11 protein-coding genes are annotated in these 16,050 nt (G+C 54.3%); 5 read left to right on the top strand and 6 right to left on the bottom strand.

What is annotated here, in order from left to right:
- Positions 1-12: 12 nt before the first annotated feature.
- Complete coding sequence (locus A7Z06_RS12360; protein WP_001004465.1) at positions 13-1,092, bottom strand: PTS fructose transporter subunit EIIC; 1,080 nt, start codon at positions 1,090-1,092, stop codon at positions 13-15.
- A 309-nt stretch (positions 1,093-1,401) separates the two neighbouring features.
- Between A7Z06_RS12360 and ptsP the strand changes: the two genes are divergently transcribed.
- The 4 genes from ptsP (at position 1,402) to A7Z06_RS12340 (ending at position 6,986) form a co-directional block, all read left to right on the top strand.
- Entirely contained in the window at positions 1,402-3,903 is a 2,502-nt protein-coding gene (gene ptsP / locus A7Z06_RS12355; protein WP_105279441.1) for a phosphoenolpyruvate--protein phosphotransferase, read from the top strand.
- An 11-nt stretch (positions 3,904-3,914) separates the two neighbouring features.
- Positions 3,915-4,577: a fructose-6-phosphate aldolase gene (fsa, locus tag A7Z06_RS12350; RefSeq protein WP_000424833.1), complete on the top strand. Its 663-nt coding sequence runs from the start codon at positions 3,915-3,917 to the stop codon at positions 4,575-4,577.
- A 10-nt stretch (positions 4,578-4,587) separates the two neighbouring features.
- On the top strand, positions 4,588-5,691 hold the full coding sequence (gene gldA, locus A7Z06_RS12345) for a bifunctional L-1,2-propanediol dehydrogenase/glycerol dehydrogenase (RefSeq protein ID WP_000373988.1): 1,104 nt from the start codon (positions 4,588-4,590) through the stop codon (positions 5,689-5,691).
- 677 nt (positions 5,692-6,368) lie between these two features.
- Positions 6,369-6,986 carry a DUF1287 domain-containing protein gene (locus A7Z06_RS12340; protein ID WP_000647913.1) on the top strand — a complete coding sequence of 206 codons (618 nt, stop codon included), beginning with the start codon at positions 6,369-6,371 and terminating at the stop codon, positions 6,984-6,986.
- A 26-nt stretch (positions 6,987-7,012) separates the two neighbouring features.
- Here the strand turns inward: A7Z06_RS12340 and yijE are convergent, their stop codons facing one another.
- The 5 genes from yijE to metB all read right to left on the bottom strand — a co-directional run bounded on the left by yijE (position 7,013) and on the right by metB (position 15,326).
- Positions 7,013-7,918, bottom strand: coding sequence for a cystine transporter YijE (gene yijE / locus A7Z06_RS12335; protein WP_001143320.1), 906 nt, complete (start codon positions 7,916-7,918; stop codon positions 7,013-7,015).
- A gap of 96 nt (positions 7,919-8,014) precedes the next feature.
- Positions 8,015-10,195 carry a catalase/peroxidase HPI gene (gene katG, locus A7Z06_RS12330; RefSeq protein ID WP_010348174.1) on the bottom strand — a complete coding sequence of 727 codons (2,181 nt, stop codon included), beginning with the start codon at positions 10,193-10,195 and terminating at the stop codon, positions 8,015-8,017.
- Positions 10,196-10,523: 328 nt separating this feature from the next.
- Positions 10,524-11,414 carry a methylenetetrahydrofolate reductase gene (gene metF / locus A7Z06_RS12325; RefSeq protein ID WP_000007526.1) on the bottom strand — a complete coding sequence of 297 codons (891 nt, stop codon included), beginning with the start codon at positions 11,412-11,414 and terminating at the stop codon, positions 10,524-10,526.
- A gap of 316 nt (positions 11,415-11,730) precedes the next feature.
- Positions 11,731-14,163, bottom strand: a complete 2,433-nt coding sequence (metL, locus tag A7Z06_RS12320) for a bifunctional aspartate kinase/homoserine dehydrogenase II (RefSeq protein ID WP_000110780.1) — start codon at positions 14,161-14,163, stop codon at positions 11,731-11,733.
- A 2-nt stretch (positions 14,164-14,165) separates the two neighbouring features.
- Positions 14,166-15,326, bottom strand: a complete 1,161-nt coding sequence (metB, locus tag A7Z06_RS12315) for a cystathionine gamma-synthase (protein WP_010350181.1) — start codon at positions 15,324-15,326, stop codon at positions 14,166-14,168.
- A gap of 276 nt (positions 15,327-15,602) precedes the next feature.
- On the opposite strand from metB, the gene metJ reads away from it, so the two are divergent.
- Positions 15,603-15,920 carry a met regulon transcriptional regulator MetJ gene (gene metJ / locus A7Z06_RS12310; protein WP_000852812.1) on the top strand — a complete coding sequence of 106 codons (318 nt, stop codon included), beginning with the start codon at positions 15,603-15,605 and terminating at the stop codon, positions 15,918-15,920.
- The last annotated feature ends 130 nt before the right edge of the window (positions 15,921-16,050 follow it).

Below are 16,050 nucleotides of genomic sequence, written 5' to 3'. Positions count from 1 at the left end.
CTCGTTCCTCAATTAATTAATTTCAAAATCCAGATCCAGGTCATCTTCCTTCTCATCAGCCGAAGACCCATTTTTACGCGCCAGACTTTTCAGCACGTTCACGCAGACTGCCGTCACAACCGCCCCGACAGCCACTGCTGCGATATAACCCAACTTACCTTCAACCACCGGCAGCACAATCAGACCACCCCAGCCTGCATAGCACTGCGCACCGACCATTGCTGCGGTCACCGTGCCACAAACAGAACCGACCATGATGGAAGGGATCACACGTAACGGATCGGCGGCGGCGAAAGGAATCGCCCCTTCAGTGACGCCAACACACCCCATCACCAGCGCCGCTTTACCCGTTTCGCGCTCTTCAGCGGAGAAATTTTTACGACCAATCAACGTCGCCAGCCCCATACCCAGCGGCGGGATACAAATACCCACAGCGGCAATGGCCACCACGGTATAAACCCCCTGAGCAACGCAAATCAGCATGAATGCATAAGCCACTTTGTTAACCGGGCCGCCCATATCGAACGCCAGCATCAATCCCATGATCACCGCCAGCATAACAATGCTGCCCTGCTGCATTCCCTGAAGCCACTGGGTCAGGCTGTTAGTCAACGCACCCACCGGCTCGCCCAGCCCCCACATCATGACGCCAGCGGTAATCAGTGTGCCGACGATTGGGATAATGAAGATGGGCATGACAGAACGCAGAACTTTATGCACCGGAATTTTCTTCAGGTAATGCACCACGATGCCGCCGATAATCCCGGCGATCAGCGCACCAAAGAAACCCGCACCAAAGCTGTTGCCGACCCAGGCACCGATAGCGCACGGAGCCAGCGCAGAACGCTCTGCAATGGAGTAACCAATGTAAGCGGCGAGGAAAGGCACCATCAGCGTCAAACCCGCAACGCCGATATCAAACAGTTTTTTCAGATTCGGATCGGCTACGGCATCCGGCACTGCGCCTTTGCCATACAACATGACGGAAACCGCCAGCAAAATACCGCCCGATACCACGAAGGGAATCATGTGTGAAACGCCCGTCATTAAGTGCTGACGAGTGTTTTTCAGGATCTGTACCAACTCATTCATAAGTCGCTCCCAGGCTTACCCAAGCCTATGTCCATATTTTTTGATGGGAGAAACAATAGGCAATCGCAAGCAGGTCAAACAGTGGATAAAAAGGCCATTTACTGGACTTTTGTAATGTCAGTACAAAAATGCGATCCGCCTCATAACTTGCGTTAACTCGGAATCATGCCGGAGTAGCGCGTCTTGTGAGACGCGTCGCAAATTGGCGGTTACATTACATTTGTCCAGCTTTTGGCAGATTTGTCACATGGCAGGCCGTTGCCGTGCGCTCTTATCCTGTAAACAGAAAACCGTACCGGGAGAAAGGCAATGGCCCTGATTGTAGAATTTATTTGTGAGCTACCTAACGGCGTACATGCACGTCCGGCAAGCCACGTTGAAACGCTGTGTAATACTTTTTCATCACAAATTGAGTGGCATAACCTGCGCACCGATCGCAAAGGCAACGCCAAAAGCGCACTGGCGCTGATTGGCACCGACACGCTGGTGGGCGATAACTGCCAGTTACTGATTTCCGGAGCCGACGAACAGGAAGCGCACCAGCGTTTAAGCCAATGGCTGCGCGATGAATTTCCCCACTGCGACGCGCCGCTGGCGGAAGTTAAATCTGACGAACTGGAGCCGTTGCCGGTTTCACTGACCAACCTGAATCCGAGAATTATCCGCGCCCGCACCGTATGCAGCGGTAGCGCAGGTGGCATTCTGACGCCGATCTCTTCTTTAGATCTTAACGCGCTGGGTAATCTTCCCGCAGCCAAAGACGTTGACGCCGAGCAATCCGCACTGGAAAACGGCCTGACACTGGTACTGAAAAACATTGAGTTTCGTCTGCTGGATAGCGACGGTGCTACCAGCGCGATTCTGGAAGCGCACCGATCCCTGGCTGGCGATACTTCCCTGCGCGAACATTTACTGGCAGGTGTCAGCGCCGGATTAAGCTGCGCCGAAGCGATTGTCGCCAGTGCGAATCACTTTTGCGAAGAGTTCGCCCGCTCCAGCAGCAGCTATCTGCAAGAACGTGCGCTGGATGTGCGCGATGTCTGCTTCCAGTTACTCCAGCAAATTTACGGTGAACAACGCTTTCCAGCACCGGGCAAACTGACGCAGCCCGCCATTTGTATGGCTGATGAACTGACCCCCAGTCAGTTCCTCGAACTGGATAAAAATCACCTCAAAGGTTTGTTACTCAAAAGCGGCGGCACCACCTCACATACGGTAATTCTTGCCCGTTCGTTCAACATTCCGACACTGGTTGGCGTGGATATCGACACGCTTACTCCGTGGCAGCAGCAAACGATTTATATCGACGGCAACGCCGGGGCGATTGTGGTCGAACCGACAGACGCGGTAGCGCGTTATTATCAACAAGAAGCCCGCGTACAGGACGCCCTGCGTGAGCAGCAACGTGTCTGGCTGACTCAGCAAGCCCGCACCGCTGACGGTATCCGCATTGAAATTGCCGCTAACATCGCTCACTCCGTGGAAGCGCAGGCCGCATTCGGCAATGGTGCGGAAGGCGTTGGTTTGTTCCGCACTGAAATGCTCTATATGGATCGCACCAGCGCACCGGGCGAAAGCGAGCTGTACAACATTTTTTGTCAGGCGCTGGAGTCCGCCAACGGACGCAGCATTATTGTGCGTACCATGGACATTGGCGGCGACAAACCCGTTGATTATCTGAACATTCCCGCAGAAGCTAACCCGTTCCTCGGTTATCGCGCCGTGCGTATTTATGAAGAGTACGCCTCGCTGTTTACCACGCAGCTACGGTCGATCCTGCGCGCCTCTGCTCACGGTAGCCTGAAAATCATGATCCCGATGATCTCCTCAATGGAAGAGATCTTATGGGTGAAAGAAAAACTGGCGGAAGCTAAACAGCAACTGCGTAACGAACATATTCCGTTTGATGAGAAGATCCAGCTCGGCATTATGCTGGAAGTGCCGTCGGTGATGTTCATCATCGATCAGTGCTGCGAAGAGATTGATTTCTTTAGTATCGGTAGTAATGACCTGACGCAATATCTGCTGGCAGTAGATCGCGATAACGCCAAAGTTACCCGTCACTACAACAGCCTGAATCCGGCCTTCTTGCGGGCGCTCGATTACGCCGTGCAGGCGGTGCATCGCCAGGGGAAATGGATTGGTCTGTGCGGTGAACTGGGAGCGAAAGGTTCAGTGCTGCCGTTGCTGGTCGGTTTAGGGCTGGATGAACTCAGCATGAGCGCACCGTCAATTCCGGCGGCGAAAGCGCGAATGGCGCAACTTGATAGCCGTGAGTGCCGCCAGTTACTCAACCAGGCAATGGCCTGCCGTACTTCGCTGGAAGTGGAACACCTGCTGGCACAATTCCGCATGACACAACAGGACGCACCGCTGGTCACCGCTGAGTGCATCACGCTGGAAAGCGACTGGCGCAGCAAAGAAGAAGTGCTCAAAGGCATGACCGATAACCTGCTGCTGGCAGGCCGCTGCCGCTATCCGCGTAAACTGGAAGCCGACTTGTGGGCGCGCGAGGCCGTTTTCTCTACCGGTCTGGGCTTTAGTTTTGCCATTCCACACAGCAAATCAGAACACATTGAGCAATCCACCATCAGCGTGGCGCGTCTGCAAGCGCCGGTGCGCTGGGGCGATGATGAAGCGCAATTCATCATTATGTTAACGCTGAACAAACACGCTGCGGGCGATCAGCATATGCGCATTTTCTCGCGCCTCGCTCGTCGCATCATGCACGAAGAATTCCGTAACGCGCTGGTTAACGCCGCCTCTGCCGACGCTATCGCCAGCCTGCTGCAACATGAACTGGAACTGTAAAAGGAAACATCATGGAACTGTATCTGGACACCGCTAACGTCGCAGAAGTCGAACGTCTGGCACGCATATTCCCGATTGCCGGGGTGACAACTAACCCGAGCATCATCGCTGCCAGCAAGGAGTCCATCTGGGAAGTGCTGCCGCGTCTGCAAAAAGCGATTGGTGATGAGGGCATTCTGTTTGCTCAGACCATGAGCCGTGACGCGCAGGGTATGGTGGAAGAAGCGAAGCGTCTGCGCGACGCCATTCCGGGCATCGTGGTGAAAATCCCGGTAACCGCCGAAGGTCTGGCAGCAATTAAAATACTGAAAAAAGAAGGTATTACTACGCTTGGCACCGCTGTATATAGCGCCGCACAAGGGTTATTAGCCGCGCTGGCAGGCGCCAAATATGTTGCTCCGTATGTTAACCGCGTAGACGCCCAGGGCGGTGACGGTATTCGCACGGTTCAGGAGTTGCAAGCATTGCTGGAAATGCACGCGCCAGAAAGCATGGTGCTGGCTGCCAGCTTTAAAACACCGCGTCAGGCGCTGGATTGTTTGCTGGCAGGATGTGAATCCATCACCCTGCCCTTAGATGTAGCGCAACAAATGCTCAACACGCCTGCGGTAGAGTCAGCAATAGAGAAGTTCGAACACGACTGGAACGCCGCATTTGGCACTACTCATCTCTAAAGGAGCAATTATGGACCGCATTATTCAATCACCGGGTAAATACATCCAGGGCGCAGATGTCATTAATCGTCTGGGCGAATACCTGAAGCCACTGGCGGAACGCTGGTTAGTGGTGGGTGACAAATTTGTTTTAGGCTTTGCTCAATCCACTGTCGAGAAAAGCTTTAAAGATGCTGGACTGGTAGTAGAAATTGCGCCGTTTGGCGGTGAATGTTCGCAAAATGAGATCGACCGTCTGCGCGGCATTGCGGAAACAGCTCAGTGTGGCGCAATTCTCGGTATCGGTGGTGGCAAAACTCTCGATACCGCCAAAGCACTGGCGCACTTTATGGGCGTTCCGGTAGCAATCGCACCGACCATAGCCTCTACCGACGCACCGTGCAGCGCACTGTCTGTTATCTACACCGATGATGGTGAGTTTGACCGCTATCTGCTGCTGCCGAACAACCCGGAACGCGTCATTGTGGATACAAAAATCGTTGCTGGCGCACCTGCACGTCTGTTAGCGGCGGGTATCGGCGATGCGCTGGCAACCTGGTTTGAAGCACGTGCCTGCTCTCGTAGTGGCGCGACCACGATGGCGGGCGGCAAGTGCACCCAGGCCGCGCTGGCGCTGGCTGAACTGTGCTACAACACCCTGCTGGAAGAAGGCGAAAAAGCGATGCTTGCTGCCGAACAGCATGTGGTAACTCCGGCGCTGGAGCGCGTGATTGAAGCGAATACCTATTTGAGCGGTGTAGGCTTTGAAAGCGGTGGTCTGGCTGCGGCACACGCGGTGCATAACGGCCTGACCGCTATCCCGGACGCGCATCACTATTATCACGGTGAAAAAGTGGCGTTCGGTACGCTGACACAACTGGTGCTGGAAAACGCACCGGTTGAGGAAATCGAAACCGTAGCGGCGCTGTGTCATGCCGTTGGTCTGCCAATTACCCTGGCGCAACTGGATATTAAAGAAGATATTCCGGCGAAAATGCGGATTGTCGCAGAAGCATCTTGTGCAGAAGGTGAAACTATTCACAACATGCCAGGCGGCGCAACGCCAGATCAGGTTTACGCCGCACTGCTGGTAGCCGACCAGTACGGACAGCGTTTCCTGCAAGAGTGGGAATAACCTATGCCAAACTCCCGGCTTGTCCGGGAGTTTGAGATTGCAGGCAAAGTGGGCACGGTATTCCCCCTTGCCGGGGTCGCGCCGGAGCTGGTTTGTTCCCCTCACCCTCTCCCCAAAGGGGCGAGGGGACCGTCCGGGCACGTTTTATACATTGTCGCCCGTCTGAAACACCTGCGTTGTCCGGGTGTTGGAAATTGCTGCCAAACTGGCTCATTCGTCACTGAGGGCACGGTTTTCCCCCTCGCCCTTTCAGGGAGAGGGCCGGGGTGAGGGTAAATATTCGCGCCGGAGCTGGTCTGTTCCCCTCTCCCCAAAGGGGCGAGGGGACCGTCCGGGCACGTTTTATACATTGTCAGCCATCTGAAACACCTGCGTTGTCCAGGTGTTGGAAATTGCTGGCAAACTGGCTCATTCGTCACTGAGGGCACGGTTTTCCCCCTCGCCCTTTCAGGGAGAGGGCCGGGGTGAGGGTAAATATTCGCGCCGGAGCTGGCCTGTTCCCCTCGCCCTCTCCCCAAAGATGTGAGGGAACCGTCCGGACACTTTTTTACTTTGTCACCCATCTGAAATTCCGCGTTGTTCGGAGTTTTTTTATCCGCTTCTGGACATTTTCCCCACAGAACATTCAAACGCCCGGAAGGTCGAATCTGCGACGATTATTTTCACGGACGAAACAGATGAAAGCTTCACTCGCGTTGGTCAGCCTTCTGACGGGATTTACCAGCCACTCCTTAAAATCTCCCGCCGTTCCACCAACCGTGGTACAAATCCAGACCAACACCAACCTTGCCATCGCAGACGGTGCCAGACAGCAAATCGGCAGCACGCTATTTTACGATCCGGCGTATATGCAGCTTACCTATCCTGGCGGTGATGTCCCGCAAGAACGCGGTGTATGTTCCGATGTGGTGATCCGTGCATTGCGCAGCCAGAAGGTCGATTTGCAGAAGCTGGTGCATGAAGATATGGCGAAGAATTTTGCCGATTATCCGCAAAAGTGGAAGTTAAAGCGCCCGGACAGCAACATCGATCATCGTCGGGTGCCTAATCTGGAAACCTGGTTTACCCGCCACGATAAAACACGCCCCACCAGCAAGAACCCCAGTGACTATCAAGCGGGCGATATTGTCTCCTGGCGATTAGATAACGGGCTGGCACATATCGGTGTTGTGTCAGATGGCATTGCCCGCGACGGTACGCCGCTGGTGATACATAACATTGGCGCAGGCGCGCAGGAAGAAGATGTGCTGTTTAGCTGGCGGATGGTGGGGCATTATCGTTATTTTGTTAAATAAGAGATCGCCCCACATGAAGAAAAAATTCAGCTCCTTTTTACACTGACGGCTTCTTTTTTCTTACGGCTCACCAGCGCCAGTGCCAGCACAATCAGCACAATACCGCTACCTTCAACGGCCCCCGGATTCTCACCGAGCAGCCACCAGGAAAAGAGTACGCCGCAAACGGGAACGGCCAGTGTGCTTAAGCTGGCAATACTGGCAGGCAAGTTTTTCAGCACAAACAGCCATAAGCTCCACGCCAGCGCCGTCGCCAGAATCGCACTGTAGGCCAGCGCCCAGAACACGGTGGGCTGCCAGTCAATTTCACGTTGCGGCACCAGTAAAGCGACCACACTCATCACCAGCGCCGCATAGAGCATCTGCCAGGATGTTAACGACAATAAATCCACGCGCGGATGGCGGGCATAAAGGCGTTTAGCAACAATCGCGCTCGCCCCCCAACTAACACCGGAGAGGATTGCCAGCATGGCACTTTTCATCGAAGAAAAATCGAGTTGCCACGGCTGCAACACCAGCAATAAACCAACGGCGGCAATCAGAATCGCAAAATATTGCCCGCGCCGCAGTCGTTCACCGAGAAACAACGCGGCGAAAATCACCACCCAGAACGGCATGGTATAGCTCAGGATCGCCACCTTCCCCGCTCCGCCGCTGACCAGCGCCCACTGCGCCAGGCCAACCATCCCGCAGGTTTGTAACAGGGCAATGGCTAAGGTGTATTTAAACGGCGTCGGACGCATTCCACGACCACGTAATAAAAGGACGATGAACAGAACAAAAGCGCCGAAAATGCAGCGTAAAGCGGTAAAGTCGAAGGCACCGATGTAGCTGGTGACTTGCTTCATGAAAATCCAGCTATAACTCCAGATAAGTGTGAGCACAACCAGGCCACTGATTGCCAGTGGGTTGCTCTTTCCCGTAGTAGGCATGAGAGATCCAGCGTGTAGTAGTTTTGTTAGCGACACTATACGCCGGTAAAGAAACTTCAGCGACTGCCTGAAAGGCAGTCGCTGAAGGAGGTCAGATTACAGCAGGTCGAAACGGTCGAGGTTCATGACTTTCACCCATGCTGCGACGAAGTCTTTAACAAACTTCTCGTGGGCATCGCTGCTGGCGTAAACTTCCGCCACCGCGCGCAGGACAGAGTTAGAACCAAACACCAGATCCGCACGGCTGGCCGTGTATTTCACTTCGCCGGTTTCACGGTCACGGCCTTCGAAAAGCTCTTTCGATTCGTCGGTCGCTTTCCACTCGTAACGCATATCCAGCAAGTTCACGAAGAAGTCATTGCTCAATACGCCCACGCGGTCAGTGAAGACGCCGTTTTTACTGCCATCGAAGTTGGCACCCAGTACACGCATCCCGCCCACCAGCGCGGTCATTTCCGGCGCGGTCAGCGTCAGTTGCTGTGCTTTATCAATCAGCAGCGACTCGGTGGTGGAAACATCCAGACGGGCGCGATAGTTACGGAAGCCGTCAGCAATCGGCTCCAGCAGCTCGAACATCTCGATGTCAGTCTGATCCTGACGCGCATCGACGCGACCCGGCGCAAATGGTACATGAATGCTCAACCCTGCGGCGTTTGCGGCTTTCTCTACGCCAACCACACCTGCCAGCACGATGATATCCGCCAGCGAGGCTTTGCCAGACTCTTTCTGGATTTTCTCCAGAACTGGCAGAGCACGAACGGCTGCGGCGTTCACATCCCAGTCGCGCTGCGGTGCTAATGCCAGACGCGCACCGTTGGCGCCACCGCGTTTGTCGCCACCACGGAAAGTAGAAGCAGACGCCCAGGCCACCGATACCAGCTCACTGACAGACAGACCAGAATCCGCAATCGCAAATTTCAGACTGATAATGTCTTGTTCGGTCGGGTTGTAGATCGGCTGCGGCAGCGGATCTTGCCAGATCAGATCTTCTTTCGGTACTTCCGGCCCGATGTAGCGAGATTTCGGCCCCATATCCCTGTGCGTCAGTTTGAACCAGGCACGGGCAAAGGCTTCGTTGAACGCCTGCGGATCGTTGAGGAAGCGACGAGAGATCTTCTCAAACTCTGGATCAAAACGCAGCGTCAGGTCGGTCACCAGCATCGTCGGCTTACGTTTCTTCGACGGATCAAACGGATCCGGGATAATTTCCGGTGCGTCTACCGCTTCGAACTGGATTGCGCCAGCCGGGCTGCGGGTCTGTACCCACTCATATTTGAACAGGTTTTCGAAGAAATAGTTGCTCCACTGAGTCGGTGTCTGCGTCCAGACCACTTCCAGACCAGAGGTGATGGCATCTGCGCCAACGCCGCTGCCGTAAGTGCTCGCCCAGCCTAAACCTTGTTCTTCAATCGGTGCAGCTTCCGGGTCAGGGCCAACGTTAGATGTCGGACCGGCACCGTGGGTTTTACCCAGCGTATGACCACCCGCAATCAGCGCCACGGTTTCTTCGTCGTTCATGCCCATGTTGCCGAAGGTCGCACGGATAGCTGCTGCCGCAGAAAGCGGTTCGCCGCTGTGATCCGGGCCTTCCGGGTTAACGTAAATCAGCCCCATCTCGGTTGCACCCAGTGGTGCTTTCGCCAGTGCTTCTGGATGACGGTGGGTCAGCCAGGCTTTTTCATCACCCCAGTTAACGTCGAGATCCGGTTCCCAGACGTCTTCACGACCGGCACCAAACCCGAAGGTACGGAAGCCGGAGTTTTCCAGCGCCACGTTACCCGCGAGGATAAACAGGTCTGCCCAGGAGATTTTCTGACCATATTTCTGTTTGATTGGCCACAACAGGCGACGCGCTTTATCAAGGCTTACGTTATCCGGCCAGGAGTTCAGCGGTGCAAAACGTTGCTGACCACGACCTGCGCCGCCGCGTCCGTCGATGGAACGGTAAGTCCCCGCGCCGTGCCAGGCCATACGAATAAATAAGCCCGCATAGCTGCCCCAGTCGGCTGGCCACCACGGCTGAGATTCTGTCAGCAGGGCTTTCAGATCTTTTTTCAGGCCGTAGTAATCTAATTTGCTGAATTCTTTGCGGTAGTCAAAGTCCTCACCCAGCGGGTTAGAACGATTAGAATGTTGGTTTAACAGGTCAACACGGAGTTGATTTGGCCACCAGTCGCGAGTGGTTGTACCCCCACCTGCGCTCTGGTCATGACCGCCCTGATGGAACGGGCATTTGCCAGTGGCTGTCGTGTTATGGATATCGTCTGACGTGCTCATCAATGTGCTCCCCTCTACAGTGTTACCGTTACGATACACAGCGTTAGAGAGAAGTTATAATTGAATTAATCCACGGATGCGATAGTTGAGATCTTACATATTGTTGGTTAAAGAGATGTAGATCAAATTGATCGTAATTAAGCCTTTTTGATTATGTCCGATTTAGGACAAATACTTTATAAAAAAGTGTTTTAGCTTCACATCCTTCAAGGGAGAAGGGAGAAAACAAGGCTGACTACCTTATTTTCCCACCCTCATTTAGAGGCAGCATTTTGTGCTCTGTTTAAAATTTGTAATCACTGTGTGATTTTCACAAAAGACACAATGCTTATAAACCAGGTCGAACACCCAGCGTATGGCAAATCGCGTAACTCATTTCAGCGCGGTTAAGCGTATAGAAGTGGAAATCTTTAACCCCTTCCCGGCTTAAAATCTTCACCATGTCCATGGCGATATTCGCACCCACCAGCTTGCGGGTTTCGGCATCGTCATCCAGACCGTCAAACATTTGCGCCATCCACGCCGGAATACGCACGTTGGTCATGTCGGCAAATTTCTTCGCCTGCTTAAAGTTAGAGACCGGCAAAATGCCCGGAATAATTTCCACATCGATACCCGCCGAGACGCAGCGATCGCGAAAACGCAGGTAGCTTTCGACATCGAAGAAGAATTGAGTAATCGCACGGTTGGCGCCGGCATCGACTTTACGTCTCAGGTTAAGCAAATCGGCCTGGGCACTTTTCGCCTCCGGGTGAACTTCCGGATACGCCGCCACGGAGATATCGAAATCCGCCACTTCTTTTAACAGCGTCACCAGGTCAGAGGCATACATTTCCGGCTTACCGCTTCCCGGCGGCAGGTCGCCACGCAGCGCCACAATATGGCGAATGCCGTTATTCCAGTAGTCGCGGGCGATGGTCCGCAGCTCGTCAGGCGTCGCATCAATGCAGGTGAGATGCGGCGCAGCTTCCAGACCGGTGCGATCTTTAATGCCTTTAATGATGCTGTGTGTACGGTCGCGCTCGCCGGAGTTCGCGCCATAGGTCACCGACACAAACTTCGGTTTCAGGCTGCTAAGGCGATCAATGGAGTTCCACAGGGTCTGCTCCATTTCACTGGTACGCGGCGGGAAAAACTCGAAAGAAACGTTAATCTGCCCCTGGACTTCTGCCAGGCTCTGATTCAGGGCATCCCGCTGGCTGGCGTGAAAAAAGCTCATACCTTACCTCATCAATCGCTTGTAGTTATATGTTGTGTTGTGAACATCTATCCATTTAGACGTCCAGATGTAAAGATGAAGGAAAAGCCGAGGGGCGTCAACCGAAAAATGACCAATGATGGTGAGGAAAAATCAGGGAAGATGAAAAAGATTCAGGATGGGAATTACAAGAAACCTAGCAGACGGATTTATTGTTTCTTGCCGGATGCAGCGTGAACACCTTATCCGGCTTACAACTCAATGATAATTAGGTAAATTGTGTTAAAGGCCATAAGCCCAACAAGCATGTGCATCATGCCTAATTGGGCTCCTGAACTTACAACAACTGCGCCAGACGATTAATATCCGACTGAATCGCCCCGGCGGTGACATCGCGCCCTGCGCCTGGTCCACGGATCACCAGCGGGTTATCACGATACCAGCGGCTTTCGATGGCGAAGACGTTATCGCATGGCAGCAGTGATGCCAGCGGATGATCTTCCCGCACCGCTTCCACACCAACACGCGCTTTGCCGTTGGCATCGAAACGCGCCACGTAGCGTAGCACCAGCCCCATTTCGCGGGCAGCTTCCAGCCGTTGTACCATCTGCTCGTTCAGCTCATCGCCATTTTCAAAGAAATGGTCGATGCTGCCGCCTTCGCAATGAGCAGGCACCAGCGACTCCACACGCACCTGATCCGGTTCGATGTTGTAACCTGCTTCACGCGCCAGAATCACCAGCTTGCGCATCACGTCTTTGCCGGAAAGGTCATCACGCGGGTCAGGTTCAGTTAACCCTTGCTGCCATGCCTGATCCACCAGCTCGGTAAACGGCACGCTACCGTCGAATTGCAGGAACAGCCAGGAGAGCGTGCCGGAGAAGATCCCGCTGATCGACAAAATAGTATCGCCGCTGTCGATCAGGTCGCGCACGGTATGGTTGATCGGCAACCCCGCACCGACGGTGGCGTTATACAGCCAGTGGCGCCCGGTTTTTTCGAACGCGTCGTGGATCTGGCGATATTTATTGCTGTCGCTCGCTCCCGCCAGTTTGTTGGCGCTGATAACATGGAAACCGTGGCTGGCGAAATCGAGATATTGATCGGCAAGCTGCTGGCTGGCGGTAACGTCCAGCACCACTAAATCATCATACGGATGGGCTCGCATCCACAGGAACAGCGACTCTTCATCCTGCTCGACGGCTTCATCATTGAAGAACGCTAACGCGCGGCTGGCGTCCAGCCCGTCATAGCTCAACAGACTGCGGCGACTGTCCACTACGCCTGCCAGCACAAATTCAAAGCCGGTACGCGCCGAAAGCGTGCTCTGCTCACGGGCAAACAGTTCCAGCCAGCGGGAACCGATATTGCCCTTGCCGAACAGAACCAGGCCAATGCGTTTTTCCGCGCGAAATACGGACTGATGCAACCCCTGGATCAGGCTTTCGGTCGGGCCGGTACGCAGTACTGCCACCAGGCTGATACCGTCATCCGACTGCCAGGTAAATTCGACCGGCTGGCCTTTCAGTTGCTGCCAGAAGCGGTGGCAATGCAGCGGGTTACGGGTGACGCCCGCCCCGACCATCGCCACCAGCGCCAGCCCCTGACGCAGACGCAGTTCGCCAGGTAATCCCGCTTCGTCGAGGATTTTCAGGGCGCTGTCAACCACTTCAGAGGTGTAGCAAAATTGCAGCAACTGGCGATCGTTATGTACGCCAACCGCCAGTGGGCGCACCTGCGCGCGTTTCAGGATCTGGTCGATTTCTTTATGCGCCAGTTTGAAGTCCTGGCTGGCGGGCACCTGAAACTCAATCAAACAAACATCATCATGGCTGGTGACAATACGCGCTCCTGTACCGGAAGCCAGCACGCGTTCAATGCGTGTAGAGCCTTGATCCGGCGTGTAGCTACAGCGCAGTTGCAGGTCAATTTCGCTGCCAGAAACTGGCTGTAAAGTACGGGCGTGGAGGACAGGTGCCGCCAGACGAGCCAGCTCGCTGGCCTCATCAAGACGCAGCAACGGCAGCAGGCAGGCATCTTTCACTTTACGCGGGTCGGCGCTGTATACCCCGGCGACGTCGCTCCAGATGGTTACGCGAGAAACACCCGCCAGCGCACCGATTTGGGTAGCGGAATAGTCAGAACCGTTACGCCCCAGCAGCACCGTTTCACCGGCGTTGTTACGGCTGATAAACCCGGTCACTACCAGACGTTTGCCCGGATGCTGCACCAGCAGTTGTTGCAGCAACGGGTACGAAAGGCCTTCATCAACCTGCGGTTGTGCGGCGCGTTCAGCACGTAAAAACTCGCGGGCATCAAGCCAGGCCGCAGGCAGTCCTTGTTGGTTAAGCACCGCAGACATCAGGCGCGCCGACCACACTTCACCGTGACCCACCACTTCCGCATACACCGCGTCGTTAATACCGCTGTCGAGCAACGCCGCCAGGCGTTCAAGATCGCTGACAAAGGCGCTAATAAGGCTATCGGCTTCTTCAGCGGGTAACAGGCCGCTAATCAGATCGCATTGATAACGACGTAGCGTTTGTTGAACCTGATGCGCAGAGAGACGATCGGTCTGGCTTAGTTTCAACCAGTTAATCAACTGGTTAGTGGTGCTACCGGCGGCGGAAACCACCATCATATCGTCGGGCTGAGAGTACTCCGCCATAATGCCCGCGACACGCAAATAACACTTCACATCAGCCAGACTACTGCCACCAAATTTATGCAGTTGACGACCTTTCGCCCCTGCCTGCGCAATCACACTCATTTTTACCCCTTGTTTGCAGCCCGGAAGCCATTTTCCAGGTCGGCAATTAAATCTTCGCCATCTTCTATACCGGTGGAGATACGCAACAGCGTCTCGGAGATCCCGGCGGCAGCACGCGCTTCTGGCGCCATGCCTGCATGTGTCATGGTTGCGGCGTGAGAGATTAAACTTTCCACTCCCCCTAACGATTCCGCCAGCGTAAACAACGACAGCCCGCCCAAGAAACGACGCAGCGTTTGCTCATCGCCATCCAGCTCAAAACTCAACATTGCGCCAAAGCCTTTTTGCTGGCGCACGGCAATTTCATGCCCCTGATTTTCCGGCAGCGATGGGTGATAAAGTTTTTTCACCAACGGCTGGGTTTGCAGATATTTCACAATCGCCTGCGCGTTACGCTGAGCCAGCTCCATACGCGGCACCAGAGTACGCAGACCGCGCAGCAGCAGATAGCTGTCAAACGCGCCGCCCGTTACGCCAATATTGTTTGCCCACCAGGCCAGTTCGGTGACAACATCTGGATCTTTAGCAATCACCACGCCCGCCACCACGTCTGAGTGACCGTTCAGATATTTCGTACATGAATGCAACACCAGATCGGCACCTAATGCCAGTGGATTTTGTAATGCCGGGCTTAAGAAGGTGTTATCCACCACGCTCACCGCCCCGACTTCCCTTGCCAGATGGCAGATTTTCGCAATATCCACGACGCGTAACAATGGATTACTTGGGCTTTCTACCAGCACCAGTTTAGGTTTTTCTGCCAGTGCCGCCCGTAATGCCTGCTCATCGCCCTGATCAACAAACAACACGCGATAGCAACCGCGTTTCGCCAGGCTGTCGAACAGGCGATAGCTGCCGCCGTAGCAGTCGTGCGGCGCAACCAGCAGATCGCCGGGTTTCAAAAAGACAGTCGTGACCAGGTGAATAGCTGACATGCCGGTATTGGTTAGCACCGCACCTGCACCGCCTTCCAGTTCTGCCAGCGCCCGCTGGACCACATCGCGCGTTGGGTTGCCGCGACGCGAGTAATCATGCGCGCGTGGTTCGTTAAATCCGGTAAAGTTATAGGTGCTGGAAAGATGGATAGGCGGGACAACGCAACCATACTGTTCGTCGTCATTTAACCCGCTACGCACTGCAATAGTGGCCTGTTTACGCGTCATGTGATGAAGTTTCCTGGGCTTTGTTGGTGAAATGTCAGGCACCAGAGTAAACATTGTGTTAATGGACGTCAATACATCTGGACATCTAAACTTCTTTGCGTATAGATTGAGCAAATCCGAAATTGCCGTTAAAATTATATGCATTATCACGCTGGCAGGCGCATTACACGATGTCACGGTAGCGCCTGTGCGGTAAACTATGCGGGTTTATGACCAGTACCCTTATAAACTGTGCGGTCTGGTCTCAATTTATTGACGAAGAGGATTAAGTATCTCATGGCTGAATGGAGCGGCGAATATATCAGCCCATACGCTGAGCACGGTAAGAAGAGTGAACAAGTCAAAAAGATTACGGTTTCCATTCCTCTTAAGGTGTTAAAAATCCTCACCGATGAACGCACGCGTCGTCAGGTGAACAACCTGCGTCACGCTACTAACAGCGAGCTGCTGTGCGAAGCGTTTCTGCATGCCTTTACCGGGCAACCTCTGCCGGATGATGCCGATCTGCGTAAAGAGCGCAGCGACGAAATCCCGGAAGCGGCAAAAGAGATCATGCGTGAGATGGGGATTAACCCGGAGACGTGGGAATACTAAAGCGGAAAAGAGCGGCGCGGAGAGTGGAATCGCCTGATGCGCTACGCTTATCAGGCCTACGTCATATTGCAATTTATTGAATTTGCACGAACTTGTAGGCCGGATAAGGCGTTCACGCCGCATCCGGCAT

This window comes from Escherichia sp. MOD1-EC6819 (assembly GCF_002965765.1).
Taxonomy (GTDB): Bacteria; Pseudomonadota; Gammaproteobacteria; order Enterobacterales; family Enterobacteriaceae; genus Escherichia; species Escherichia ruysiae.
This window is presented reverse-complemented; position numbering and strand designations above follow the sequence as displayed.

Bases quoted from the DNA above. Each gene is read 5' to 3' on its own strand.
- A7Z06_RS12340 (WP_000647913.1), top strand. From the start codon at position 6,369: ATGAAAGCTTCACTCGCGTTGGTCAGCCTTCTGACGGGATTTACCAGC.
- gldA (WP_000373988.1), top strand. From the start codon at position 4,588: ATGGACCGCATTATTCAATCACCGGGTAAATACATCCAGGGCGCAGAT.
- katG (WP_010348174.1), bottom strand. From the start codon at position 10,195: ATGAGCACGTCAGACGATATCCATAACACGACAGCCACTGGCAAATGC.
- ptsP (WP_105279441.1), top strand. From the start codon at position 1,402: ATGGCCCTGATTGTAGAATTTATTTGTGAGCTACCTAACGGCGTACAT.
- A7Z06_RS12360 (WP_001004465.1), bottom strand. From the start codon at position 1,092: ATGAATGAGTTGGTACAGATCCTGAAAAACACTCGTCAGCACTTAATG.
- metB (WP_010350181.1), bottom strand. From the start codon at position 15,326: ATGACGCGTAAACAGGCCACTATTGCAGTGCGTAGCGGGTTAAATGAC.
- fsa (WP_000424833.1), top strand. From the start codon at position 3,915: ATGGAACTGTATCTGGACACCGCTAACGTCGCAGAAGTCGAACGTCTG.
- metL (WP_000110780.1), bottom strand. From the start codon at position 14,163: ATGAGTGTGATTGCGCAGGCAGGGGCGAAAGGTCGTCAACTGCATAAA.
- metF (WP_000007526.1), bottom strand. From the start codon at position 11,414: ATGAGCTTTTTTCACGCCAGCCAGCGGGATGCCCTGAATCAGAGCCTG.
- yijE (WP_001143320.1), bottom strand. From the start codon at position 7,918: ATGCCTACTACGGGAAAGAGCAACCCACTGGCAATCAGTGGCCTGGTT.
- metJ (WP_000852812.1), top strand. From the start codon at position 15,603: ATGGCTGAATGGAGCGGCGAATATATCAGCCCATACGCTGAGCACGGT.